Origin of the sequence: Amycolatopsis sp. BJA-103, from assembly GCF_002849735.1 — a bacterium.
Classification (GTDB): Bacteria; Actinomycetota; Actinomycetes; order Mycobacteriales; family Pseudonocardiaceae; genus Amycolatopsis.
In genome coordinates this window covers 3,658,980-3,683,347 of sequence record NZ_CP017780.1, presented here as the reverse complement: position 1 = coordinate 3,683,347, position 24,368 = coordinate 3,658,980, and the positions used below count along the sequence as shown (strand labels likewise).

Annotated in this window: 27 protein-coding genes; 12 read left to right on the top strand and 15 right to left on the bottom strand. The window is 68.9% G+C overall.

Translation table 11 applies throughout. The features are described from left to right. The first annotated feature begins 21 nt into the window (after positions 1–21). On the top strand, positions 22–996 hold the full coding sequence (locus BKN51_RS16000) for a glycine betaine ABC transporter substrate-binding protein (protein ID WP_101608423.1): 975 nt from the start codon (positions 22–24) through the stop codon (positions 994–996). On the opposite strand, the gene BKN51_RS15995 is transcribed toward BKN51_RS16000, so the two are convergent. The 4 genes from BKN51_RS15995 to BKN51_RS44000 all read right to left on the bottom strand — a co-directional run bounded on the left by BKN51_RS15995 (position 989) and on the right by BKN51_RS44000 (position 3,826). Continuing rightward, on the bottom strand, positions 989–2,026 hold the full coding sequence (locus BKN51_RS15995; protein WP_101608422.1) for a hypothetical protein: 1,038 nt from the start codon (positions 2,024–2,026) through the stop codon (positions 989–991). The two genes, BKN51_RS16000 and BKN51_RS15995, sit on opposite strands and share 8 nt — an antisense overlap. Before the next feature lie 140 nt (positions 2,027–2,166). Then, on the bottom strand, positions 2,167–3,120 hold the full coding sequence (locus tag BKN51_RS15990; RefSeq protein WP_101613245.1) for a hypothetical protein: 954 nt from the start codon (positions 3,118–3,120) through the stop codon (positions 2,167–2,169). After that, a complete protein-coding gene (locus BKN51_RS15985) occupies positions 3,117–3,455 on the bottom strand; it encodes a PadR family transcriptional regulator (RefSeq protein WP_101608421.1) in 339 nt (112 codons plus the stop codon). Before BKN51_RS15985 ends, BKN51_RS15990 begins: the two co-directional genes overlap by 4 nt. Before the next feature lie 89 nt (positions 3,456–3,544). Continuing rightward, positions 3,545–3,826, bottom strand: coding sequence for a MarR family winged helix-turn-helix transcriptional regulator (locus BKN51_RS44000; protein WP_199192976.1), 282 nt, complete (start codon positions 3,824–3,826; stop codon positions 3,545–3,547). Here BKN51_RS44000 and BKN51_RS43995 point away from each other — a divergent pair. Both BKN51_RS43995 and BKN51_RS43080 read left to right on the top strand, forming a co-directional pair. Beyond that, a complete protein-coding gene (locus tag BKN51_RS43995) occupies positions 3,825–4,403 on the top strand; it encodes a hypothetical protein (protein WP_199192978.1) in 579 nt (192 codons plus the stop codon). The two genes, BKN51_RS44000 and BKN51_RS43995, sit on opposite strands and share 2 nt — an antisense overlap. Further along, a complete protein-coding gene (locus tag BKN51_RS43080) occupies positions 4,388–5,284 on the top strand; it encodes an amidohydrolase family protein (RefSeq protein WP_158306852.1) in 897 nt (298 codons plus the stop codon). Before BKN51_RS43995 ends, BKN51_RS43080 begins: the two co-directional genes overlap by 16 nt. A 68-nt stretch (positions 5,285–5,352) precedes the next feature. On the opposite strand, the gene BKN51_RS15970 is transcribed toward BKN51_RS43080, so the two are convergent. Together BKN51_RS15970 and BKN51_RS15965 are read right to left on the bottom strand one after the other, a co-directional pair. Continuing rightward, positions 5,353–6,102 carry a hypothetical protein gene (locus BKN51_RS15970; protein ID WP_101608420.1) on the bottom strand — a complete coding sequence of 250 codons (750 nt, stop codon included), beginning with the start codon at positions 6,100–6,102 and terminating at the stop codon, positions 5,353–5,355. A gap of 19 nt (positions 6,103–6,121) precedes the next feature. Then, positions 6,122–7,183, bottom strand: coding sequence for a GlxA family transcriptional regulator (locus tag BKN51_RS15965; RefSeq protein WP_101608419.1), 1,062 nt, complete (start codon positions 7,181–7,183; stop codon positions 6,122–6,124). 121 nt (positions 7,184–7,304) lie between these two features. Here BKN51_RS15965 and BKN51_RS15960 point away from each other — a divergent pair, with 121 nt between their 5' ends. Next, on the top strand, positions 7,305–8,234 hold the full coding sequence (locus BKN51_RS15960; protein ID WP_199193020.1) for an NADP-dependent oxidoreductase: 930 nt from the start codon (positions 7,305–7,307) through the stop codon (positions 8,232–8,234). A gap of 349 nt (positions 8,235–8,583) precedes the next feature. Beyond that, a complete protein-coding gene (locus BKN51_RS15955) occupies positions 8,584–9,264 on the top strand; it encodes an alpha/beta hydrolase (protein WP_158255762.1) in 681 nt (226 codons plus the stop codon). 120 nt (positions 9,265–9,384) lie between these two features. Here the strand turns inward: BKN51_RS15955 and BKN51_RS15950 are convergent, their stop codons facing one another. After that, positions 9,385–10,128: an SDR family NAD(P)-dependent oxidoreductase gene (locus BKN51_RS15950; protein ID WP_101608417.1), complete on the bottom strand. Its 744-nt coding sequence runs from the start codon at positions 10,126–10,128 to the stop codon at positions 9,385–9,387. Positions 10,129–10,143: 15 nt separating this feature from the next. Continuing rightward, the gene (locus BKN51_RS15945) at positions 10,144–10,497 is read right to left on the bottom strand and encodes a hypothetical protein (protein WP_101608416.1); all 354 of its coding nucleotides are present in this window, start codon (positions 10,495–10,497) and stop codon (positions 10,144–10,146) included. A gap of 85 nt (positions 10,498–10,582) precedes the next feature. Here BKN51_RS15945 and BKN51_RS15940 point away from each other — a divergent pair, with 85 nt between their 5' ends. Then, the gene (locus BKN51_RS15940) at positions 10,583–10,939 is read left to right on the top strand and encodes an ArsR/SmtB family transcription factor (protein WP_101608415.1); all 357 of its coding nucleotides are present in this window, start codon (positions 10,583–10,585) and stop codon (positions 10,937–10,939) included. Positions 10,940–11,581: 642 nt separating this feature from the next. Here the strand turns inward: BKN51_RS15940 and BKN51_RS43990 are convergent. The 3 genes from BKN51_RS43990 to BKN51_RS15925 all read right to left on the bottom strand — a co-directional run bounded on the left by BKN51_RS43990 (position 11,582) and on the right by BKN51_RS15925 (position 13,230). Continuing rightward, positions 11,582–11,854, bottom strand: coding sequence for an ATP-binding cassette domain-containing protein (locus BKN51_RS43990; protein WP_199192980.1), 273 nt, complete (start codon positions 11,852–11,854; stop codon positions 11,582–11,584). 172 nt (positions 11,855–12,026) lie between these two features. Then, complete coding sequence (locus BKN51_RS15930) at positions 12,027–12,446, bottom strand: barstar family protein (protein WP_101608414.1); 420 nt, start codon at positions 12,444–12,446, stop codon at positions 12,027–12,029. A 43-nt stretch (positions 12,447–12,489) separates the two neighbouring features. Then, a complete protein-coding gene (locus BKN51_RS15925; RefSeq protein ID WP_168214334.1) occupies positions 12,490–13,230 on the bottom strand; it encodes an SDR family oxidoreductase in 741 nt (246 codons plus the stop codon). A gap of 27 nt (positions 13,231–13,257) precedes the next feature. Here BKN51_RS15925 and BKN51_RS15920 point away from each other — a divergent pair, with 27 nt between their 5' ends. Continuing rightward, complete coding sequence (locus BKN51_RS15920) at positions 13,258–13,857, top strand: TetR/AcrR family transcriptional regulator (protein WP_101608413.1); 600 nt, start codon at positions 13,258–13,260, stop codon at positions 13,855–13,857. Here the strand turns inward: BKN51_RS15920 and BKN51_RS15915 are convergent, their stop codons facing one another. From BKN51_RS15915 to BKN51_RS15905, 3 genes are all read right to left on the bottom strand, one after another. Next, positions 13,858–14,742: an alpha/beta fold hydrolase gene (locus BKN51_RS15915; RefSeq protein ID WP_101608412.1), complete on the bottom strand. Its 885-nt coding sequence runs from the start codon at positions 14,740–14,742 to the stop codon at positions 13,858–13,860. It lies immediately after the preceding gene. 178 nt (positions 14,743–14,920) lie between these two features. Continuing rightward, a complete protein-coding gene (locus BKN51_RS15910) occupies positions 14,921–15,865 on the bottom strand; it encodes a sensor histidine kinase (RefSeq protein WP_233223140.1) in 945 nt (314 codons plus the stop codon). A gap of 101 nt (positions 15,866–15,966) precedes the next feature. Continuing rightward, entirely contained in the window at positions 15,967–16,626 is a 660-nt protein-coding gene (locus BKN51_RS15905; RefSeq protein ID WP_101613240.1) for a response regulator transcription factor, read from the bottom strand. Between the two features lie 100 nt (positions 16,627–16,726). Between BKN51_RS15905 and mptB the strand changes: the two genes are divergently transcribed. The 3 genes from mptB to BKN51_RS15890 all read left to right on the top strand — a co-directional run bounded on the left by mptB (position 16,727) and on the right by BKN51_RS15890 (position 21,469). Beyond that, a complete protein-coding gene (gene mptB, locus BKN51_RS15900; RefSeq protein ID WP_101608411.1) occupies positions 16,727–18,145 on the top strand; it encodes a polyprenol phosphomannose-dependent alpha 1,6 mannosyltransferase MptB in 1,419 nt (472 codons plus the stop codon). A 15-nt stretch (positions 18,146–18,160) separates the two neighbouring features. Further along, positions 18,161–19,255, top strand: coding sequence for a winged helix DNA-binding domain-containing protein (locus tag BKN51_RS15895; RefSeq protein WP_101608410.1), 1,095 nt, complete (start codon positions 18,161–18,163; stop codon positions 19,253–19,255). A gap of 339 nt (positions 19,256–19,594) precedes the next feature. After that, entirely contained in the window at positions 19,595–21,469 is a 1,875-nt protein-coding gene (locus BKN51_RS15890) for a Calx-beta domain-containing protein (protein ID WP_168214333.1), read from the top strand. A 53-nt stretch (positions 21,470–21,522) separates the two neighbouring features. Here the strand turns inward: BKN51_RS15890 and bla are convergent, their stop codons facing one another. Beyond that, positions 21,523–22,437, bottom strand: a complete 915-nt coding sequence (bla, locus tag BKN51_RS15885; protein ID WP_369862392.1) for a class A beta-lactamase — start codon at positions 22,435–22,437, stop codon at positions 21,523–21,525. Positions 22,438–22,532: 95 nt separating this feature from the next. Between bla and BKN51_RS15880 the strand changes: the two genes are divergently transcribed. Together BKN51_RS15880 and BKN51_RS15875 are read left to right on the top strand one after the other, a co-directional pair. Then, positions 22,533–23,423, top strand: a complete 891-nt coding sequence (locus BKN51_RS15880) for a LysR family transcriptional regulator (protein ID WP_101608409.1) — start codon at positions 22,533–22,535, stop codon at positions 23,421–23,423. Next, the gene (locus tag BKN51_RS15875) at positions 23,420–24,322 is read left to right on the top strand and encodes a serine hydrolase (RefSeq protein WP_101608408.1); all 903 of its coding nucleotides are present in this window, start codon (positions 23,420–23,422) and stop codon (positions 24,320–24,322) included. Before BKN51_RS15880 ends, BKN51_RS15875 begins: the two co-directional genes overlap by 4 nt. The last annotated feature ends 46 nt before the right edge of the window (positions 24,323–24,368 follow it).

The window sequence follows — 24,368 nt, the reverse complement described above, 5'->3', positions numbered from 1 at the left end:
GACTTCAAGGAGGACCAACCCATGCGGATGCTCCAGCGCACGACCGCCGCCGTGCTCGCGCTCGTCGTGACAACGGCGCTCGCGGCAGGCTGCACGATCGGCAAGGACGAGACCGGCGCCCAGGTGGGCGCGGGATCCATCCAGAAGATCGACGCGCTGAACGGCGCTAAGATCCGCGTCAGCTCCAAGGAGTTCGACGAGCAGCTGCTGCTCGGCCAGATCGCCCTCGTCGCACTGCAGGCGGCCGGGGCGAGCCCGGAGGACAAGACCAACATCACCGGCTCGAGCAACGTCCGACAGGCACTCACCAGCGGCGCTGTCGACCTGTACTGGGAATACACCGGCACCGCCTGGATCAGCTACCTCAACCAGACCAAGCCGATCAGTGATCCGCAGGCGCAGTACGAAGCGGTCAAACAGGCCGACACCGCCAACGGCGTCACCTGGTGGGCACGCTCGCCGGCCAACGACACCTACGCCCTCGCCGGGAACCCGGCGACAGTGGCCCGGACCGGCGTCAAGACGCTGTCCGACTACGCGGCCCTGGTGAAGCGGGATCCGGCCGCGGCCGCGACCTGTATGGGCCCGGAGTTCAAGAGCCGGGACGACGGGTTCCCCGGCCTGGCGAAGACCTACGGGTTCACCCTGCCCGACCCGCAGGTGCACCTGCTCAACGACGCCGTCGTCTACCCGAGCATCGGCAAGGGGGATCCGTGCGGCTTCGGCTCGGTCGCCTCCACCGACGGACGCGTGGCCGCGCAGAACCTCACCGTTCTCGAAGACGACAAGCACTTCTTCCCGACCTACAACCCCGCGATCACGATCGCCACGCCGATCGCTCAGAAATACCCGCAGCTGGAACAGGTCTTCGCGCCGATCGCCGCGAAGCTCGACACCGCGACGCTCACGGACCTGAACAAGAAGGTCAGCGTCGACGGCCAGAAGGCCGCCACGGTCGCCCGCGACTGGCTCAAGTCGGCGGGTTTCATCAGCTGACGTTCCCGCCGGCGTGCGGAGGGCCCACCAGCGTGACGTCGCGGGGCCGGTAGCCGTCGAAGTAGGGCATCGGCGGGTGGGTGAGGATCAGCAGGATCACGGCCAGCGCACCGAATCGCGGCAGGTCGAGTTCCCGGCTGCCCAACCGGAGCCACAGTACGAGGACGAAGTTCGTGATGAGCAGGAATCCCCAGCGTGCCTCGTCCCATCCGCCGAAGGCCAGCAGCACCGGCGCCACCACCGCGGCGAGCGACAGCAGGGTCGCCGCCGAAGGCCGGTGCAGCATCAGGAAACCGGCCACCACCACCAGCAGGATCGGCAGCAGGTAGAGCAGGACGCCGGTGATCGAGTAGAGCTGCCAGCTCTGCGCCTGGGTGCGGTCGAACAGTTCGAGCGCGTCGGCGCGGTAAGGGAAACCCGCGTTCGCCAGTACCTGCTGGAACTTCTGCACCGCACCCGCCTCGGCAGGCGGCACCGCCAGTACCACCAGCCCGGCGGCCACGGACGGCGCGAGCACCGCGCAGGCTTTCCGGAAGGGGAGCTTCCACAGTGCCACGAAGCCGAAGACCGGAACCACCGTGAGCAACGCGATTTCGTGCGTCAGCACGGAAGCCGCCAGCAAGGCGCCGGCGGATAGCGGCCGGTTGCGGTGCAGTGCCCACAAAGCGGCGAACAGCAACAGGTACACCACCTGGTCGAGGTAACCGACCTCGTGGAACAGGTAGCCGCCGGTCGGCAGCAGCAGCCAGCCGATCACGAGGAATCGCCTGCTCACCGAAGAAGCGCGGAAGAACGCGACCACCAGTGCCGTCAGCACCATCAGCAGCACGGCGAAGCCCGCGACGGCGTACACCACGTAGTGGTACCCGAACAGCGCCGCGAACGGCCGCAGCACGGTGCCGACGAGGAACCGGCGGTGAAACCCGTCGGTCAGCGAAACGGATTCGAGCGTGACGGCCCAGTCCGAAGGCGATCGGAAGCCGGTGTAGCCCGCGAGCAGCAACACGACCACGAACACCGCCGTGGCCACTCGTCGTGGCCCGTTCGCGAGCGGGAGCGCCCGCGATCGTGGTAGATCGAGTGACTGCAATCGGGCGTGAGAGGGCGCCACAGGAATGGTGCTCATAAGAACAAAATCCTTGCGTGAGAAGAAAAAGATACCGAGAAAGCTCAGCGATTCACGACGGTCCGGCGGTAGTCACGGATTCCGGTGACGGTCAGAGCCGCCACGACCAGCCCGGCCAGGCTGACTTGGGCGATCGTAAGCAGGTCGAAAGTGATGATCCCGCGCTTCAGCACCAGGGTCTGCGCCACCACCAGCGCGAGACACACGGCCAGCGCCAGCGTCCACGCCGCCGCGCGCTGGTCGATGCGGCGCCGGAGAAGCAGGTATCCGGCACCCGAGAGCGCGCACAGCCAGACGAGCGGGGACAGCCCGGCGAGCCCGCTGAGGTCGTCCGCGAAGAGGTACCCGGCTGTCACGGCGGCGACCAGGCTTCCGCCGATGGCCCACCACCACGGGCGCGCCGGCGGCAGCGGGGCGTCGGCATGGAAGGCCAGCAGCAACAGCACCAGCGGAAGCCACTGCGGGGCGTAGTTCACGACCAGATCCGGGCCGAGGCTGAGTGAGTACCTGGTCAGACCCCAGAGCGCCCCGGCCGCCAGAATCGCGACGGCGGCGATCCGTGCCGCGCGGCGCCACCCGTCCACCAGCAGGGCGAGCGGGACCAGGGCGGCCGCCAGCAGGACGAGATGCCTGATCAGGTCGGACCTCAGTGCGGAGTGCATGAACGGGGACAGGTCCCCGCCGGGATGCGCGAGCACGAGCCAGAACCGGTCGCCCGCGTAGCCCGCGGATCTGAGCACGCCCCAGAGCAGGCCGAGGAGCACACCCACCCGCGTCAGGTCACCCAGCGCGACCGTGCGGGCGGGTGCCGCCCGGCCCGCGAGCCGCGTCCGCACACCCAAGGCCAGCAGGGCCCAAAGCTCGCTCCACAGTGCCGCGCGCGCCCGCTCTCCGTGCAGGTCGAGCAAGGTGCCGACCATCTCGTCGCCGCGTTCGGCGCGGTACCAGACCGGGAGTACCCGCACCAGCGTGCGGTACTGGGCCTCGGCGCCGATCATGCCCGCAGCTCCGCCGCCCGCGGCCACTGGCCGCGGGCCCGCAACACCGTGCTGGCGGCCTCGACGTTCGCGGCCAGCCTGCGGGTCTGATCGGCCAGCGCCGCGTTGCCCGCCCCGGTCAACCGGTAGTAGCGCCGGAGCCTGCCCTGGTGGATCTCCTCCCGGTCGTGCTCGGCCCAGCCGTCGGCGACCAGCCGGTCCAGCACGCCGTAGAGCGTGCCGACCCGCAGGCGCACCCGCTCCTCGGACAGCTCCTGCACCCGCTGGACGACTCCATAGCCATGCCGCGGCTCGTCCGCCAGCGCGATCAGCACCAGGAACGTCTGCTCGGACATACTTCGATCCGCCATGAGTCCATATATATCACAAGCCGATATATAGCGGTGGGCGTTGCTTCGTCACCTGGAGACGGTTCGCCGTCAGGTCACGACCGATGGTCGGGCGCCTGGTCCTCGGTGGATGCGGGACCATCCGCCTCGTCGAGATTGGCGACAAGTCTTCTCAGCAGGTCCAAAAGGAGAGCGACGTCGTCGGCGCTGAAGCCTTGCAGTGCCTGATCGTTGGTCTCGAACAACGCCGAGTGCACCTGCGTGAGCTTTGCCCGTCCGGACTCGGTCAGCGAGATCAGGCTGACCCGTCGATCGTGCTCGGCGGGGGTTCGCCGGACGAGGCCGTCGCGGTCCATCCGGGCGAGCAGTTGCGCCATGGACGGCTGCTCGATCCGGGCCAGCTCCTTCTGGGAGAGCGCGTCGGCCTTGCTCTATGCCGCCAACACGGGCATTTGCGCGAAGATCAGCCCCAGTGGTCGCAGTCGCCGGTCGTTGATCCGGGACATCGCGCGCGAGGCGATGTCGATCAGCGCGGCGGGCGCGGAGTCGAACCTGGGGAGCGTCACGCCGGACCGTCGTCGACGGGCTGGGTCCGCCCCGATCGCCGATGCCGAAGTGGTGGTGACCGACGGACGGTTCAGTGCCATCCGTTCGGCGTCCGACGCGCGGCCGGTGACCGATGGCACTCCTGTGCTCGACGGGAGAGGTGGCTATCTGGTGCCGGGTCTGTGGGAGAGCCATACTCATCTGGGCGGGTTCGCCATGTTCAAGCCCGAGAACGAGCGAGCGAAGTACGTTTCCCGGCTGCTCGCCGACTTCCTGGAGGTCGGGGTGACCACGGTCGTCGACCTCGGCGGTCCACTGGAGATGGAGCTGGCCGCCCGCGACTACCGGAACAAGGCCACCGACTCCGCTGCCCGGTTGTTCTTCGCCGGGCGGTGTTCACCGGTGTGAAGGGCTGGCCGATCCTGGCCGATCCGAAGCGCGCCCCCATCGCCCGCCAGATCGACGATGCCGACGTCGCCTATCGTCAAGCGCTGGAGCCGGCCGATCAGGTCGACTTCATCAAGTGCATTTACGACGGCGAGCCCGGCGCTCCGGACAAGCTGCCTTTCGACGCTCTCAAAGCCATTGTCGCGGCCGCGCACGAGAAGGACAAAAAGGTACTCGTGCACGTCCACGAACGCGGCGATCTGGAGGAGGCGGTGGCGGCGGGCGCGGACGGCATCGAACACGCTTTCCAGCCGCAGGACCCCGGCAGTACCGCGGAGGCCCGCGACGTCGCCGCGCTACTGGCGGAAACGAACACCTGTTACTGCCCGACCCTGGTCACCTGGGAACAGCTCGCGCACAACGGCGACATCGGCTGTTTGCACCAGCTGGTCGACGATGGTTTCGCCACGCACGACGACATTCCGGAGATCACCGCCCGCCCGATCTGCGGGAGCGAGTTCCCCCGGCATTCCGCGCAGGACTCCCACATCCGTTTCGACTACGCGATGCGCACGCTGGGACTGATGCACGACGCGGGAGTGAGGATCAGCGCGGGAAGCGACGTCGCCCTGTTGATGCCCTCGCCACCCGTCGCCCTCTTGCGAGAACTGCACTTGCTGGCAAAGGCCGGGCTGCCGCTGCCCGCGGTCCTGGCGGCCGGTACCCGGCATTCGGCCGAGAAGATCGGTCGGCAGGCGACCATCACCGTCGGATCCGTCGCCGACGCGCTGTTGCTCGACGCCGATCCCTACGCGGACATCACGCACCTGATCGACCGTTCCCGCCACATCGGGACGGTGCGGGCTGTGCGGCCGAGCTGGGGCGAGCACCTCGCGCGCTGACTCGCCGACGTCCGGATGCGTCACGTTGGCGTCAAAGGAAACTCGGCCGTAAATGGGGATCCGGGTCTTCACGACGGAGGGGTGAGATTTTGACAGAGGTGGGTGGGGAATGCCGGCTCGACGGCCAGGATTTCGCTACAGCCGCCGTCCTTCGCCGAGGCGAAGCTCGTCCAGCCGTTGTCAGCCCAGCGGTAGACGACCCGGGTCGGGGCCTGGCCGCTGTGCCGCTGCAGGTCGTGGATCAGCCAGTTCTGGTCGCACGCCCGTGTCGTGCCCGGGTGCTCGGCCTCCGCGCCGAACTCCACCTGCGCCACCCATGCCTTGTCGCAGTGGTCGGTGGGCGGTTCGCAACCGAGGATCTTGTCGCATTTCTTCCAGCCGGTGGATGTCAGCCCCCAGACGTCCCCGGCGTTGACGAGGACCGGCCGTTTCCCGATCGGTGCCGTTGTCTTCAACGGGAAGTCGGTCGGGACCTGCTTGCAGTCCGGGCCTTTCCCGGGCTGGAACAAGACGCTGGCGTCGATCCTGTCATCGGCTTCGGTGATCTGGATGCGCGGTCCGACGGCACAGCCAGGCAGGTCGACGCGCAGTACCGCACTGTGGTCGTCCGGGCCCGGCCGGATGTCGGTGACCCACGCGGACACATCCGCCGGAGGAGCCGACCTGAGCGGCGGATCCGGCGTGGTCCCTGACGTGGTGGCCGAGGTGGTCTCCGGCGTAGCGGTGCTTTGGTAGGGGATGTCCAGGGCCAACACCAGCCAGAACACGAGCCCGCCCACGGCGAGCGTCCCGAAAGTCCACAGCACGGATCTCGACATCGAATTCCTTGTCTTGGTCTTACCCGGTCGCGTCCGGAACCGGCTCCGACGCGCGGAAGGTGCGCCGGTAGGTCGACGGGGCGACCCCCGCCTCCGCCGCCAGATGTCGACGGAGCGAAGTGGCGGTGGCGAAGCCGACCTCGTGGGCGACTCGATCCACCGGCAGGTCGCTGGACTCCAGCAGATGCCGCGCCCGCCGCAGCCGGTGCTGGGTCAGCCAGCGACCGGGACTCATGCCGGTCTCCTCTCGGAAGCGCCGGGCGAAGGTACGGGTGCTCATCGCCGCGTGGGTGGCCAGTTCGTCCAGCGACAGCGGCGATTCGAGGCGCTGCAGCGCCCAGTCACGCGTCGGCCCGGTGCCGGTCGTGCTCGCCGACGGCACAGGCGTTTCGATGTACTGCGCCTGACCGCCGTCTCGGTACGGCGGCATGACGCACTGGCGGGCGACCTGGTTGGCCACCTCGCTGCCGTGGTCCTGGCGCACCAGGTGCAGGCAGACGTCGACCCCGCTCGCCGCCCCGGCCGAGGTCAGCACGTCGCCGTGGTCGACGAACAGCACGCCGGCATCGAGCTCGACCTGCGGGAACAGTTCCTGGAAGTAGTCGGCCAGCGCCCAGTGGGTGGTGGCCCGCCGCCCGTCCAGCAGACCAGCGGCGGCCAGCAGGAAGGCACCGGTGCAGATGGACACCAGACGGGTGCCGGGGCGCACACGGGACAGGGCTGCGACGGCTCGCGGGTCCGGGGACGCGGCCGGGAGGATCGCGTACGGCGGGATGATGAGGGTGTCCGCCTCGGGCAGTACCTCGGGACCGTGTCCGGGAGTGACTGTCAGGTCCGCGTCTGTGCGTACGGGCTGTCCGTCCACGCTCGCGGACAGGACCTCGTAGCGGCCACCGGCTGATCCCAGAACCCGGTGCGGGATACCGAGTTCGAAGGGGTAGACGCCGTCGAGGACAAGGACGACGACCTTGTGTGCGTCCGGCCGAGGGTGGCGCATCCGGCGGTCGAGTTCGGTCGCGCGGTCGGCGAGGTCACGGGCCCGGGACGACGCGGCGCGAGGGACGGCAGAGTCGGAGGGCATGGCAAGAACATATCGGAACATGACCTTCTTGCCATCGTCGCGGATCGGGGCGTCCGGCCAGGATGACCACATGACCTCGACCGAAACCGCCGAACACCCCGGCTCCACGGGCGCCCCGGTGATGCTCGCCCTGCGCCAAACCGACCTTGGTGGCCCCGACGTCCTGCGGCTGACCGAACTCGCGCGGCCCGCGCCCGGCCCGGGAGAGATCCTGGTCGCCGTGCACGCGGCCGGACTCAACCCCACGGACTTCAAACACCGCGCTCACCGCATTTTCCTGCCGCCACCGCCGATGACCCTGGGGTGGGACGTCTCCGGCACCGTGGTGGAGACCGGCGTCGGCGTCACCCTGTTCCGGCCCGGTGACGAGGTGTTCGGCATGCTGCCTTACCCCTTCGGCGCCGGTTCCCACGCGGAGTACGTGACCGGTCCCACCCGCGCCTTCGCGGCCAAGCCCGCCGGGATCGACCACGTCCAGGCGGCCGCTCTGCCGCTGGCCGCGCTCACCGCCTGGCAGGCTCTCGTCGACACCGCGGACTTGCGGGCGGGGCAACGGGTGCTGATCCACGCCGCGGCCGGCGGTGTCGGTCATCTCGCGGTGCAGATCGCCAAGGAGCGCGGCGCGCATGTCACCGGGACCGCGAGTGCCGCCAAACATGACTTCCTGCGCGAGATCGGCGTGGATGCCTGCATCGACTACCGCACCGAGGACTTCACCGACACCGAACAACGGTACGACGTCGTCCTCGACGCCTTCGGCGGGGCAACCGCGACCCGTTCGGTGGGCGTGCTCCGCCCCGGCGGGGTCCTGGTGTCCCTGGCGCCGTACGCCGAAGACACCCAGGCCGCCGCGGAGAAGGCGCAGGTCCGTGCCGTCATCCTGCTCGTCGAGCACGACCAGGCCGGAATCCGCGCTGTCGCCGGACTCGCTGACCGGGGAAAGCTCCGTGCGCACGTCTCCGGCACCTTCCCCCTCGCCGAAGGCGCCCAGGCTCACGCCCTTGGAGAGACCGGCCACACCACAGGCAAACTGGTCATCACCGTGCGCTGACCCCGATGGCTGGCCAGCGCCCAATTCCGCGTCACGGTCGGCTCAGGGAAGAGCCAGTATCGGGTCCGTCCCTGAGCTGGTGGTCTCCGACGGGCTGGCCGCCTCCTGCCCGACACCTGCACCGTCCATAGTGGACTGGAGACACCGACGCACTCTTCTGCCGCTGAGCGAGCGTCACGGAATTTGAGGTTCTCGGCGGCAAGGGATGCTGGGTGTCATGCCGTCCGAAGGCGCGTGGGCCGGCCCCGCGGTTATCCGAGAATTCGCTTGGCTGAGTGTCCGGTACGGACGCGCGTACTGGCAGCGTGTCTATCATGATCGCTGGCCCGCGCCGGAAGGAGATCCACCCGTGACCACTTATCTGCTTGTACCCGGCGCCTGGCACGGCGGCTGGTGGTACGACCCCGTGGTCCCTGCTCTCAAGGAGGCCGGGCACACGGTCATCGCGCTCACTCCCTTGGGCCTGGATCCGGACGCGAACCCGCCATCACGGGTGATCACCCTGGACGACCATGTGCACCAGGCCATCCAGGCACTGCGGGCAGTTCCGGCGGAGGCGGACGGCGAGCGCGATGCAGTCCTCGTCGGCCATAGCTACGGCGGAAGCATCATCAGCGGTGTCGCGGACGCCGAATGCGACCGAATCCGAGCACTGGTCTATTTGGACGCTCTGATGCCCGAAAATGGGGATTCCAGCTGGTCGATGACCAACGACGAGGAACATTCCTGGTACGTCGACGGGTCGGCCCGTACCGGAGCTTTCGTTGATCCCCTGCCGTTTTTCGATAAGCGTGCACGCCCGCACCCGCTGGCCACACTGATGCAAGCCTCGAAACTCACGGGGGCGTGGCGCCGCGTACCTGTCAAGCACTATGTCGAAGCAACAGCGTGGCCTGGCGAATCCCCGCTCGCGACGGTGACGGCGAAAGCACGCGCCGACGAACAAGTCACCGTGCATGCCTGGGACACCACGCACAACTTCATGCGCAACGCCTCAGAGCTGGTCCTGAAGCTCATCATCGACCTCTGACCGGGACCCTGCGCGCAGGTGCCACGGCCCTCGGTACGGACCACATCCCGACGGTCGACGGTGAGTCTCTTTCGGTGAGACGCGAGTGCCTCGTGGTCCTGCTTCACCTCGCGTGGCGGGTCAGCGCATGAGAACGCCGCCGTTGATGTCGTAGGTGGCGCCGGTGATGAAGCCCGCGGCGTCGGAGGCCAGGTAGGCGACGAGCCCGGCGATCTCGGCGGGCGCTGCGATGCGTCCGACCGGGATCTGGGCGGTGAGTTCCGCCTTCTTGTCCGTGCCGATGGTGTGCACCATGGGGGTTTCGATCATGCCGGGTGCGACGGCGTTCACGGTGACGCCATCGGGCGCGAGTTCACTGGCGAAGCTGCGGGTCATGGCGATCAGCGCGGCTTTGGACACGCCGTAGTGTGCGCCGGTGGGGCGGGCTTGCTGGCCGGACAGTGAGGCGATGTTGACGATGCGGCCGAACCCGCGTGCTCGCATGCCTGCGGCGATGGTGCGGGTGAGGAAGAAGGCGGCGCGGACGTTGACCGCGAATACGGCGTCCCATTCGGTGGGGTCGATGTCCCATAGTCCGCGCATGGGCGCCATGGCGGCGTTGTTGACGAGGATGTCGACCGGTCCGAGCTGCTGTACGGCCTCGGCGCAGGCGTTGTCGAGCCGGTCGAGGTCGGCCAGGTCCGCAGTGATCGCGACCGCGCGGGAGCCGAGATGTGCGGCGGTGTCGCGGTTGGCCGGTGCGTCGTGGTCGAGCAGTGCCACCTGCGCGCCGTGGGTGTGCAGGGCGTCGGCGATGGCGGCACCGAGGCCGTGGGCGGCCCCGGTGACCATGGCCGTCCTGCCGGAGAGGTCGAGGATGTTCATGTGGTGTTCCCGGTGCTAGTGGGTGGCGAAGAACAGGTCGTGGCCGATGCGCGCGTCGATCTCGAGGTAGCGCCACAGCGGGAACCCGTCGACCCGCTCGGTGCGCACGATCCCGCAGACGGCCTGCACGGCGGTCAGGTCGGGTGCGTCGGCGAGGACATAGGAGACGGGCTCACGCGCGCCGGTGCCGACCTGGAGGAGGTCCTCGTCGAGGGTTCCGAGCACGGTGATGCCGAAGCGTTCGCCGAGCCGGTCGAACGCCGGCGGGAGCGCCTCGATGACCCGGGTCTGCTCGTCAGCCGGGGCGGCGTAGAACTCGCGGGTCACCCAGAGACGGAACAGGACACGCAGCTGACCGGATGTGGACATGCCGCTCCCTTCGCTTGCCACGCAGGCATTGGTAGAGGATTATCGAACTGTCGCGACAGTATCAAATAGTTAGAAGGTTCTCTAAATGACGCGGGACACAGGGGCGCACCGCGCGGCCGCAGCGGACGCGGATCAGCCGGACATCGACGAGATCAGGCTCGACGCCGTACTGCAGGCCACGGCCGACCCGATCCGCAGGCACATGCTCGCGGTACTGGCCGAACGCGGTGAAGTGACGGCCGCGGAGATGAACCTGCCGGTGACCCGGGCCACCGGCAGCTACCACTGCCGGATCCTGCGCCAGGCCGGCTGGACATACACCCGGGTGCGTGGCCGGGAACGGTACCTGTCGCTACGCCGCGAGGACCTCGACGAGCTCTACCCAGGCCTGGTGGACGCCGTGCTCGCCGCGGAACGGACCGAACAGACGCGACCGAGATGAGCCACGACAACCAGGCAGCCTCACGCCGTCCACACAGAAGACGCGGAGAAGCCCGGCCATTCCCGGGACGAGACCAGGCGTCCGGGCTCGTCACGTTCGATCAAGCGTTGCCGTGTTCAGCCGTACCCGCAGCCTATGGACGCGCGGCCGGATAACAGGACGCCAAGCGAAAACCGTCGCGAGGACCGAGACACTCACCCTGCACTCGCCCGGTCCACCGAGTGGCTGTCCGGTCATGCCGCTGAGGTCGCGTCCTTGACTGCACCCCGCGTCCTGGGGTCAGCTTCGGCGGCGAGTTCCCGGGCACCCCAACGACCCCTTTGCCTTATCCCGCAATACGCTCCAGGAACGCGCCGTGGCGGCGACTGTCGGCAAGGGGGCGGGGATGGCCATCAGGCGGCTGAAGCGAAAAGGATGTCGTTGCGATCCGCGGTGGCCGTCGCTGGTCACAGTGCAAAACGGCTATTCGATGCCCGCGATTCCGGACGAGCACGGCAGCCCGTGGACCCGGATGAACGATCTTCGTGCGCAGTGCGGAGTCTGCGGTGCCACCTACCCCGGGAACTTCGTGATAACACCGGGCACACCTCCTCCGTTCGACTGGGCGAGAGAATCGGAAAGTTAGAGTCATCCATCTGCAGTTCATGCCGATGGGGCTATCGCCCGAACTCGTGGAAGAAGCCTTGTACGTACGGATCGGTGAGACAGCGGATCTCGGTCGTGGGCCCGGCGACGGTAATCCGGCGCGTTGCGCAGGAACACCATGCTGTCGGCGACGCCGGTGGCGGTCAGCAAGGGCAGCTTCTGCGTGATGGCGAGTACCGCGGGACCGGAGTTCGCGTACTCGCGCAGGGCGCGCCGCACCTCGTACGCGAGGCCTGTGTCCAGAGAGGCGGCGGGTTCGTCGGCGATCATGGATTTTGCCGGACCCGGATTCGCCCAGGAGAGCGGTGATCCGGCCTTCTGGCAAGGCAAGGTCGACCGCGTCGAGAACAGTCTCACTCCACCGGCCGGTGTCGATGTGGACGGTCAGGTCACGCAATTCGGCAGTCACCGTGCAGCCTCCCCGGTGCCGCGTCATGGTCACCTAGGACAACTCCAGGACGACGCCGTCCTCCGCCTCGTCACCACCGGGGCCGTGTTCACGGACGATATCGACGATTTCGTCGAACAGCGTCGGTCCTTCCCCGCGCCGCGCGTTGTCGATTCTGGCCTCGATGCCAGGACGGTTCGACGGGTGACAGGTGAGAACGAGTCGTTCCAGCTGTCGGGCCGTCTCGGCGTGACCGAGTGCGGACCGGGACGACTCGGAGTTGACCCAGCGCAGGACCCATCCGTTCTCCGGCGTTCCGAAGCCACCTCGGAGCAGGTCGTTGAAGGCGTCCAGGTTCCCGCGCCAGGAGTGGTGACTCAGCAGCCGGGAGAACTCGCGGGTGAATCCGTCGAAGTCGGAGAAGCAGGCTCCGTCGATAATGAGCACAGGAAGGTCATCGCTGCGGACGGACATGATCCGAGCATCGCACGTCCTCGTATGCCGACAAGCGGAATGCTCAGCCTTGGCGAGCCGGTCGAATGGTCAGGTCCCCGATTTCGATGTCCTCGGGCTGGTCGATCGCGAAGGCGATCGCCCGCGCCACCGCCGTGGGGTCGATCCCGAGATCGGCCATGCTCTGCCGGACCTGTTCGCGCACGGCCGGATCCTCGACGGCGTTGTCGACGAGCTCGGTGCGGACGTAGCCAGGGGAGATCGACGTCGTCCGGAGAACGCCGTCGGTGCTCTCCTGGCGCAGGCCCTCCAAGAGAGTGCGCACGGCGTTCTTCGTCCCGGCGTACACCGCTTGGGTGGGGACGATCTTCAGCCCGGAGGTCGAGACGACGGTGACGAGGTGGCCACTGCCTTGACGTCGGAACACCGGCAGGGCCGCGGCGATGCCGTGCAAGATCCCTTTGACGTTCACGTCGACCATCGCCGACCAGCCTTCGACGTCCAGGTCGGCGATCGTGCTGATCTTGCTGATCCCCGCGTTGCCCACCAAGACGTCCAGGCGGCCGAAGCGCTCGACGGCGACGTCGACCAGCGCCTTGAGATCGCCGGGATCGGTGACGTCCACGCGGATGGCGGCCGCCTTGCCACCGGCGGCTTCGATTTCGGCGACCAGCCGGTCCAGCCGGTCGGTGCGGCGGGCGCCGACGACGACGGCCGCGCCGAGTGAGGCGAGGTGGCGAGCCGTCGCTTCACCGATCCCGCTGCTGGCGCCGGTGATGGCCACGACCTTGCCGTGAATGGTCACGAGGGATCCTCCGCTTAGAATGGACACATGTCCGATTACCCCGGCGAGCCTAGCGGACACGTGTCCGCTTCAGTCAAGGGCGGCGGTCCGCTGCGTGCGGACGCGCAGCGCAACCGAGAACGGATCCTGCGAGCGGCGCACGAACTCGTGCGGGAACCAGGGGAGCTGAAGCTCAACGCGGTCGCGAAGGCCTGCGGCATCGGACAGGGCACGCTGTACCGGCATTTCCCGACCCGCGAGGACCTTCTCGTCGAGGTGTACCGCCGCGAAGTGGACGACCTGGTCGCCGCGGCTCCGCGTCTGCTGGCCGCTCATAAACCGCTGGACGCGTTGGCGGCGTGGTTCGACCGGGTAGCCGCCTATGCCAGGGTCAAGCGTGACGTGTTCGCCGCCGTCGAGGCGGCGACGTGGCGTGACCTCGCCGCCCACAGCCTCGGCCCGATCGGTGAGGCGATCGAACTGCTGCTGGCCGCCGGGCGCTCGGCGGGCAGTGTCCGCGACGACGCCGAAGCCCGCGATGTCATCGTGCTCATCAGCTGGTTGTCGCGGTTGGACGACGCCGAGCTCGACGCGCGAGGGCCGCGGTTGCTGTCGATCCTCGTCGGCGGTCTCCGCCCACACGGGTAGTCACGACCCGGGCAGTGCCGCCGTCCAGTCGCGGATCGCGGCGACGAACTCCTCGGGTGCGTCGGACTCCACGTAGAGGCCGGCACCTTCGACGATCACGGTCTTGTGCTCGGGGAAGGACGCTTCCAGGCGCTCACGTTCCTGGGTGCGGAACCCGACTTGGGCGGCACTCCACACGATGAGGGTCGGCAGGTGGGCGAGGTCGGCGAGACCGGCCTCGACCTCGGTGAAGAAGGCCCGGCTGCCGATCATCCGGCCGGGAAGTACGGCCGAGGCCTGACGCCGCCCGGGGGTGTCCATCGCCCGGCGGTAGTGGGTCATCTCGGCCGCGGTCACCTTGCGCCTTCGGTGGCCCAGGGGGACGAACGCTTTGACCACGAGGTTGAACCGCCGGGCCAGGAAACGGATCGGAGGTCCGCCGGCGATGCGGGAGAAGGATTCGAAATGGAGGATCCCGTTGACCGGCCAGGCCCAGCTGTTGGCGAGCACCAGCCGGTCGAAGACATCCGGCCGTCGCCGCGCTGCGGCCAAGCCGATCGGGCCGCCCCAGTCCTGCCCGACCAGGGTGACCCCGTCGAGGCCGAGCGCGTCGACGAACCCGGTGACCACGTCGGCGTGCTCCTCGGGCAGATATCGGTAGCCGGGTTTCGGCGTCGACAACCCGAAGCCCGGATAGTCGAGAGCGACGCAACGAAAGTCGTCGCGCAGCGCACTGATCACGTCGCGCCAGAGGAACGACCAGGTCGGATTGCCATGCAGGAGCAGCAAAGTCGGACCCGAACCCTCGTCGACGTAATGCACGGTGTGCCCGTCGATATCAACGAAGCGGCTCTTGAACGGGAACAGGCTGTCGTCGACCCAGGAGGGTCGCGCGCTATCGGCCATGACGGGCCCCCTCTTGGCTCGGCCTTCCGGTAAATTCGAGCTTGTCACGCACGCCCGGTGCACGCGCGGTACCGGGACCTGATCGACGGACTCCCCGGCATCGCGACCAATCTGCTCGCAGATCGGCTCCGCGACCTCGAGTCCGTCGTCCGTACCGTTTTCGCCGCCTGATGGGGAATCAGGGCAGAACCACGTCGACCCGCAGGCCGTCGTCCTCGCCGGGGACAGCGGTCACCCGGCCGTGGTGCGCGGTGGCGATCGAGCGCACGATGGACAGTCCGAGGCCTGCTCCGTCGCGGTGGTTCGTGCGATCGGCGGTGAGGCGGCGGAAGGGCTGGAAGAGCGAGCCGACCGCTTCGGCGGGCACGCGCTCACCGGAGTTGCGCACGCTCAGCGCGGGCTCGTCCCCGACGACCACCTCGACCCGGCCGCCCGGCCGGTTGTACTTGATCGCGTTGTGCATCAGGTTGGCGATCAGCCGTTCCAGCAGGACTGCCTCACCGGACACGGTGCGCTCGGCGATCTCGCGGCGCAGGGTGAGCTCGTGCTCGGCCAGCCGCTCGTCGAACTGCGTGAGTACCGAGTCCACCAGTTCGTCCAGCCGCACCGGCACGCTGCCGGGCAGCCCGCGGTCCGCCTCGGCCAGCACGAGCAGTCCTTCGATCAGCCGCTCGTTGCGTTCGTTGACCACCAGAAGTTGCGCCGCCAGCCGCTGGACGTCGTCGCCCCCGCCGGTGACCATCGCGACCTCGGCGAGCGTCCTCTGCACCGCGAGCGGTGTACGCAGCTCGTGCGACGCGTTCGCCGCGAATCGGCGCTGTCCTTCGAAACCGGCCGCCACCCGGTCGAGCATCCTGTTCACCGCCTCCGCCAGCGCCCGTACTTCGCCGTCGGTCTGCTCCAGCCGCATGCGCTGGCCGAGGTTCTGCGGCCCCAGCAGCTCGACGGTGGCGGTGAGCTCGGGTAACGGCCGCAGCACCCACGACGCCACCGGACGCCGTAGCCAGATCAGGAGCACGGCCGTCGCGACGAGCGGCAGGCTCCACAAGAGCCCGCCCGCCACATCGGCGCAGCCGGTGTCCCGCGGGCAGAAGTCGTGGTCCGCAAAGGTCCCGAGCACCATGCCCGCCGACTTGGCGAGCGGATAGCCCAGCAGCAGGAGCGCGAGCAGGGCACCGAGGAAAACCAGTTCGACGCGGCCTCGTATCGACGCCCGTGCCCGCCTCAGGTACCCAGCCGGTAGCCCGCGCCGGGCACCGTGTGGATCACCTGTGGTGCGCCGAGTTTCTTCCGCAACGTCATCATCGTGACCCGCACCGTGTTCGTGAACGGGTCGGCGTGTTCGTCCCATGCCTTCTCCAGCAGCTCTTCCGCGCTGACGGCCCGTCCCTCGGCCCGCAGCAACACTTCCAGGACGGCGAACTCCTTGGGAGACAACGGCAAGGGGCGCCCGTCCCGGGACGCGAACCGTTTCGCCGGGTCCAGTTCGACGCCGGCCCGGTCCAGCACCGGCGGCAGCGCCGGACGGGCTCGCCGGGCCAGCGCGTGCACCCGGGCGACGAGTTCGGCGAAGGCGAACGGCTTGGTGAGGTAGTCGTCCGCGCCGAGGCCGAGCCCGTCGACGCGGTCACGGATGCCCGCCGCGGCCGTGAGCATCAGTACGCGTGTCTCCCCGTCGCCTCCGGCGATCTTCCGGCAGACCTCGTCGCCGTGCACCAGCGGGAGGTCGCGGTCGAGCAGCACGACGTCGTACCGGTGGACCGCGACGCGTTCGAGCGCGGCATCGCCGTCGTAGCAGACGTCCACCGCCATGCCCAGGTGCCGCAGACCTTCGGTGATGGAGTCCGCCAGCATCCGTTCGTCTTCGGCCACGAGTACGCGCATCAACTATTCCCCACGTGCCTCAGTAGAAGGCCGGACGGATAAAGGCCCGATAAAAGCCGATCTTAACGGCCCGGGATGACCGGCTGGCTAGACCTGCCGCATGATCTTCAACGGAAAGAGCGTGGGGGCGGCCGGGTCCGTGCTGATCTCGCTCGGCGCGTTCGGGGCTGGTGCGACCTTGCGGCACGGTCCCGTGCTGTCCGGGCACGTACGGACTCTCGCCACCGCCGTGCTGTACCTCGGTCTCGTCGTGCTGCTGGTGACATGGGTCCGGTTAGGACACTCGACACGCGCGGGCCGGACGAGCGCTCGTGAGGTCGTGCGGACGGCCTGGCTGTGGTGCGTCCCGCTGTTGTGCGCGCCGCCGTTGTTCAGCACGGATCTGTACACCTATCTCGCGCAGGGTGCGGTGGCACACGCCGGCCTCGATCCGTACACGCACGTTCCCGCCGAGGTTCCCGGTCCGATCACCGCCAACGCCACCGGCGATTGGTCGTACATTTCGTCGCCGTACGGGCCGCTGCACCTCCTGATCGTGAAGAGCGTGCTCGCCGTGACCGGGGAGAACCTGGTCCTCGGTGCTTTCCTGACCCGGCTGGCGATGGCGACAGGGTTGGCCTTGCTCTGTTTCGCGGTGCCTGTCCTGTGCCGGCATCTCGGTGCCCGGCCGGAAAATGCGCTGTGGATGACGGTGGCAAATCCGCTGACCGTGCTTTGCGTGGTTTCGGGCGGGCACAACGACTTGCTGATGGCCGGACTGCTCGTGGCAGGCACGGCGCTCGTGCTTTCTCATGCGCCGGTGGCCGGGTTCGCGGCGGTCGCGCTGGCCGCGGCGGTGAAGGTTCCCGCGGCTGTGGCGTTGCCGTTCCTGGTGTGGGTATGGGCGGCAAGGCGATCAGGCGGACCGGTTTCGCCGCGTGGTTTCTTCGTCGTGTGCGCGGCCGCGGTGTCCATTGTGGTCGCCACGTTCGGGTTGTGCACCGTCGTCGCCGGGGTCGATCTCGGCTGGATCCGGGCGCTGAGCGGCAATTCGCGGCTGGAACCCTGGCTGTCGATCCCGACCGCGTTCGGAAAGCTCGGCAGGGCGGTGCTGCCCGGCTCAGTGGACGCCGTCGCGGCGTGCCGGATCGCGGGCGGGGTCGCCCTCACCGTTTTGGTGACGTGGCTGTGGTGGCGTTCACGGGCGGGCGGTGCGGCGGCGGTCCGAGGAGCCGCGCTGGCGCTGCTGGCGACGGTAGTGCTGGCGCCGGTGGTCTTTCCCTGGTACTTCGCCTGGCCGTTGGTGCCCGGGGCGGCGGCCGCGTGGACGGTCCCGCGTATCGCGGTCGCGGCCGCCGTCTCGACGTGGCTCGTCGTGAGCACCCACCCCGACGGGGCGACGCTGCTGCCGCCCTGGGGATTCGCGGTGCTGGCGGTGGTTTCGGCGGGCGTCGGCGTGCTGACCGCGTATGGCCCGGAGAAGCGGACACGAACTGACCGCTTCTCCTGCGATAGTTTGTCGCAACCCCTTCGACGGTGAGGAATTCGTGACCCGATGACCGTATTGGACACCCGGGCGCTCAACCGGGCGACGCTGGCCCGGCAGCTGCTGCTCGATCGCGCCGACATGCCGGTCCTCGACGCCGTCGCGCACCTGTGCGGTCTGCAAGCGCAGGAGCCGCAGGAACCGTTCGTCGGGCTCTGGTCGCGGCTGCGCGCGTTCGACCCGGCGGCGCTCTCGGACCTGCTGACCGGTCGGCGGGTGGTGCGGACCCATCTCATGCGCCGCACCGTTCACCTCCTGACCGCGGAGGACGTCCTCGCCTGGCGTGCTCGCCACGATCCCATGCTCCTTCAGCGGGTTCTCGGGGTCTATCGCCGTGAGCTCGACGGGGTGGACCTCGACGAGCTCGCGGAAGCGGGCCGCGCGGTGCTGGCCGACGGCGAGCCCCGGTCGATGAGCGAACTCGCGCGGGCGGTGGCCGAACGCTGGCCGGAGCCGGGGACGCGGGCATTGGGGGAGGTACTGGTCGCCGCGCTCGTCCCGATGGTGCAGCTGCCGCCGCGCGGACTGTGGCGGACGAAGGCGGGAGTCCGCAACGCCATGGTGTCCTCCTGGTTGGGGCGCGACGTCGACCAGGCCTCTTCGGACGGTTCCGATCCGGTGGGCCAGGCGTTGGTCCGGCGTTATCTGGCCGCGTTCGGTCCCGCCGCCTCGGCCGATCTGCGTGCCTGGTGCGGCGTGGCCGGGTTGCCCGCCGCCGTGGCGGCGATGCGGGAAGAGCTGGTGTCCTTCCGCGACGAGCGCGGCCGGGAGCTGCTGGATCTGCCCGGCGCGCCACTTCCCGACGCCGATATCCCCGCCCCGGTGCGGTTCCTGCCCGCGTTCGACAACGCGATCCTCGGCTACCACGACCGCGGCCGGATCATCGACGACGTCCACCGCGGGCTGTCGGTCGCCGGTGAACGCGTCGTCCTGGTCGACGGCCGGGTCGCCGCGAAGTGGACGGTCGTGGACGGCACCGTGGTCGTCACCCCGTTGCGGGAGCTCGCCCGCGCCGACCGCACCGCGATCGCGGATCAGGGACAGGAACTGGCGTCGTTTCTCTCCGATAAGGACAGTGACCGCGTCGAAATCGTGTCTCGCTGAGATATCGGCGGGCGGACGGCGTTGCGACATTCGGTGAATACTCGCCGGTGAACTCCGGACGAACGCGATTTTCGTCCGGCGAGGTGATCACGGAAAACGCAGAAGTATCCGGCGCCTCTCACACCAAAGAGTGAGAGGCGCCGAAAGTCCTTCAACAGGACGGCGCAGTGCGGACATGGTCTGCGTAGCCCGCGTTCACGCCGATGACTCGTTGAGCGCCTTGACATACGGCGCTCCGGGTGACATCCGGGTCAGGCGCTAACGAAAAGCCGGGTATTCCGTCTTTCTCAGGCAACCCACAGGAAATCCGGCCGCCGCCGGTTCTCGAAAGGGAAGTCCATGACGCGAAGACCACTGCTCGTCGTTTTGACCGCCGTGACGGCGATGCTCGCCTCCACCGCGGTCGCCGCCGCGGCCCCACCGGGGGTGGACCCGGCCACGGTCGATCTCACCCTCAACGCGGGGCAGAGCACGACCGTGACCAAGAACGTGACGACCTCGGCGGTGCCGCCGAACCCCGACCTGGTCCTGCTCGCGGACACCACGGGCAGCATGGGCGGCCCGATCGGCAACGTGCGGGCGAACGCCAACGCCATCACCGGTGACGTGCTCGCCGCGCAGCCGACCGCGCAATTCGGCGTCGCCGAGTACAAGGACTTCACCGACTCGGTGCCGTTCAAGGTCAATCAGGGCATCACCGGGAACACCGCCGCGGTCCAAACCGGCATCAACCAGTGGGCGGCGTCGGGCGGCGGCGACACGCCGGAAGCAAACCTGAACGCCCTGTTCCAGCTGGCCACCGGCGCGGTCACCTTCCGGCCGGACGGCACCCGCATCATCGCGTGGTTCGGCGACGCGCCGTCGCACGATCCGAGCGGCGGGCACACCCTGGCGCAGACCATCGCGGCACTGCAGGCGGCGAAGATCCGCGTGGTCGCCGTCAACGTCGGCGGCCTCGACGCCACCGGGCAGGCCAGCGCCATCACCTCGGCCACGGGTGGCGTGCTGCTGAACAACGTCCCCGCGGGCCAGGTTTCCCAGGCCATCCTGGACGGCATCAAGTCCATCGAGGTCACGGTGACCCCGACGGTGACCAGCTGCGATCCGCAGCTCACCGTCACGAACGTCCCCAGCAGCGTCAAGGTGACCAGCGGCGACGTCGCCACGTTCACCGAGACGATCGCGGCGTCGGCGAGCGCCGCTCCCGGCACCTACCACTGTGTGGTCGACTACCAGGTCGACGGTATTTCGCGCGGGTACATCGAGACCACGACCGTGCGCGTGTTCGGCTTGAGCATCAACGACGTGACGGTCAACGAAGGCTCGGGTGGAGCGCCGGTCCCGGCGACCTTCACGGTCTCGCTGCTCGGTGGCCCGAGCCCGAACCCGGTGACGGTCCAGTACTCGACGGCCAACGGCACCGCGACCGCGCCCGCCGACTACTCGACGGCGAGTGGCACGGTGACCTTCGCACCCGGCGAGACGACCAAACCGGTGACCGTCCAGGTCGTCCCGGACACCGTCGACGAGCCGAACGAGACGTTCACGGTGAACCTCTCGGCCCCGTCGGGTGCGGGCCTCGTCGATCCGATCGGTGTGGGCACGATCCTCGACGACGATCGTGACGGCGTCTTCTCCTGCACGGGAACGGCGGCGAACGTGCTCGGCGTGATCGTGGCCCAGGCGAACCCGGCGAACCTGCCTTGTGCCGACGACTCCCGCACCGTCGCGGCCGCGACGCTCAACGCGGGCCTGATCAAGGTGGACACCCAGGTGCTGACCGCGTCGACCGATCTCACGCCGGACAACCAGTCGGTGGCCCCGGCCGTGGGCGATCGCGCGCTGGCGTCGGCCAAGATCGACAAGACGGTGATCAGCACGCTCGGGCTGACCGTCGAACTCGGCGTGATCCAGTCGCAGGCCACGGCGACCTGCCAGCCGGCGCCGGGCGGTCTCGCCCCGGTCCTGGCGGGCAGTTCGAACGTCGCCTCGCTGAAGATCAACGGTCAGGCGATCACGGTGGGCTCGGCCCCGTTGACCATCCCTCTGGTCATCGGTTCGCTGAAGCTCAACGGCCAGACCGTGGCGAACGGCGTCGTGAAGCAGCAGGCCGTCGCGCTGGAAACCGTGCTCACGAAGATCGTGCTCGCGGAATCCCAGGCCGACGTGCACGGCACCGCCGCGCATCCGGCGGGCAACCCTTGCCGCCGCTGATCCGGTGAAGCCGGCCGGGGCGGACGGGATTCCTGTCCGCCCCGGCCGGTGCGTCAGGAAAGCGCCTTGACCGCCGCCGCCGTGGCCTCCGCGAGGAGCTTGTTGTCGATCTTGGCGTCCGCGGTGGCCCGGTCGGTCAGGACCGAGATGACGATCGGGGCCCGGTCCGGCGGCCACACGACACCGATGTCGTTGCGTGTTCCGTAGCCCGCCGTGCCGGTCTTGTCGGCGACCGGCCAGCCGGGGACCCCGGCGCGGATGTTCGTGTCGCCGGTGGTGTTGGCGCGCATGATGTCGACGAGAACCTTGCGTTTGTCCTCGGGAAGCGCGTCGCCGAGGGCGAAGGCGCGCAAGCTCACGGCGAGGGCGCGAGGAGTGCTCGTGTCCCGGAGATCACCCGGAGCGGTGTCGTTGAGCAAGGGTTCGATCCGGTCGGCGTGGCTCGTGGTGTCGCCGATCCCGCGCAGCACCGCGTTGAGGCCCTCGGGGCCGCCGAGTTCGCGGAAGAGCAGGTTGCCACCGGTGTTGTCGCTGTAGCGAAGGGTGGCGTCGATGACGGCGCGCAGCGGCATGCCGGTCGCGACGTGCTTCTCGGTCACCGGCGAGTTGGAAACCAGGTCCTTTTGGCTGTAGGTGACCGTCCGGTCCAGATCGGCGAGTGGCGTCCGCTGCAGGACACCGCCCGCGGTGAACACCTTGTGCGTCGAGGCGTAGGCGAACCGCTCCTCGGAGCGGAAGGCGACCTCGCGGCCGGTCGCCGTGTCCACCGCGTACACCCCGAGCCTGGCGGTGAAGGCGCGTTCCAGCTGCTCGAAGTCGGCTCGCCCGTCCGCGGCGACCGGGGTGGCGGCGGGGGCGGCAGGCGGCTGCGCGGGAGCGGGAGTGGAACACGCGGCGAGTGACACGACCGAGAGCGCCAGGAGCGCGGCTCGGCCTGTCCACCGGCGAGAAGTGACGGACACGGTGATTCCTTTCAAGATCGTTCGATGTCCGCAGTCTGGCCATCACCGTTCATGCTGTCCAAGACATGAATGACCTGTTCCATGCGAAAACCGCATAGTATGTGGTCGTGGACTTGATCGGCAGCTGCCGGGCGTTCGTGAGCGTGAGTGAGGCCGGGACCTTCACCGCGGGAGCCGCGATCGCCCGCATCCCCCAACCGGTGGCGAGCCGTCGGATCGCCGCGCTGGAACGGCATTTCGGCGAGCGGCTGTTCGACCGCTCCACCCGGCGCGCCCGGCTCACCCCGTTCGGCAGGGACATGCTGCCGTCGGCGAAACGGCTGGTGACCCTGGCCGACGCCATGGAGCACGACGCGCAACGAGCCAAACTGCGCCCGCTGCGGCTCGCGATGCCGGAAACCTGCCCCACCCGCGAACTCGCGGAACTCGACGCGGCGGCGCGGGCGCTGGACGTCTTCCTGGAATTCCGGCAGGCCCCGCCGCGGGAACGGGCCGAACTCGTGCGCACCCAAGAGGTCCGCGCGGCTCTCACCGCCGTTCCCGCCGAAGAGGGCGTGTGGCGCGTCCCTCTCGGTGTCGCCGGTGGAGGCAGGCCGCGAACGGGTTCGTTCCACCTGGAAACACTGCGTGTCGGCCGGTCCGGCCGGACGCCCCGGCAGGTCTGGATCCAGCCGGAGGACGACGTCCCGCATCTCCGCGACCGCTTGTTCCGGATTCGCGACTCGGTGGGGTTGCGGCCGGCGCAGGTCGCCGTCGCCGATTCGCTCACCGCTGCCGCGGCGGCCGTGTACGGCTCGGACGATCTGCTGCTGTGTTCGACGGCCCAGGCCGTCGAACTCGGCCTGGCCTGGCAGCCCATCGGGGAGATCCGGCTCGCCCGCGGGTTCGAGATCACGGCGGGGCTCGGCGAGGACGCGCAGCGGCTCCGTGCACGATTGTGGTCCGACATCGCCCGGTGTCTCGGCGCGGACGAAACCGAGGAGACGACATGAACGCGGAAACGCTGCTCTCGCGGTTGCGCGCCGAACTGGACGACGGCGGGCTGCGGGGCTCTTTCCTGGTACGAGACCTGCGGACCGGGTACGAGATCGGCATCGACCCCGACCTGGAGTTCCCGAGCGCCTCGCTGGTGAAGATCCCGCTCGCCGCGGCGACCCTGGAGCGGATCCGCCGGGGCGAACTCGACGGTTCGGCGCCGATCGACGTCCAGCCGGGCCGCGCCACCGCGCCCGGGCCGACCGGGCTGACCCGGTTCCGGCATCCGGCCAGGGTGGCGATCGACGACCTGCTCTACCTCAGCATGGCCATCAGCGACGAAACCGCGGCCGACACCCTCTTCGCGCTGACGTCGCCCGCCGAAGTCACCAGGATGACGCGCGACTGGGGAGTTCCCGGGATCACCGCGCGGCATTCGGTCGCGGACCTCAGCGACACGCCCGCGGAACGCTTCGACCCCACGGACGTCCACCTCGCGCACGCCCTCGCGATCAACGCGGGCACCGCGGGGCAAGGACATCCCGTTCCGCAGCTCGACGTCACGCGCGCGAGTTCCGGCTCGGCCCGCGCGTTCACGGGCCTGCTCGAAGCGCTGTGGACACCGTCCAAAGTGGACGACGAGGTGGCGTCGAGGGTGCGTGAACTGATGGGGCTCAACCTGTTGCGTCAACGGCTGAGTCCCGACTTCGTCTCCGACGCCACGAAATGGTCGTCGAAGACGGGCACGCTGCTGAACCTGCGGCACGAGGTCGGGGTGGTCGAACACGCCGATGGCGGCATCTACGCGATCGCCGCGCTGACCGAATCCCGGGTGCCCGCGGCGATCCAGCCGGAGGCCGAGGTGCTGATGGCCCGCGTGGCGCGGGCTCTGCGCGACCACCTGCGCGCGGGGTGAGGTGACGCACGACACGGCACTGGGTGTCACGGTCTCAGCCTCTGTC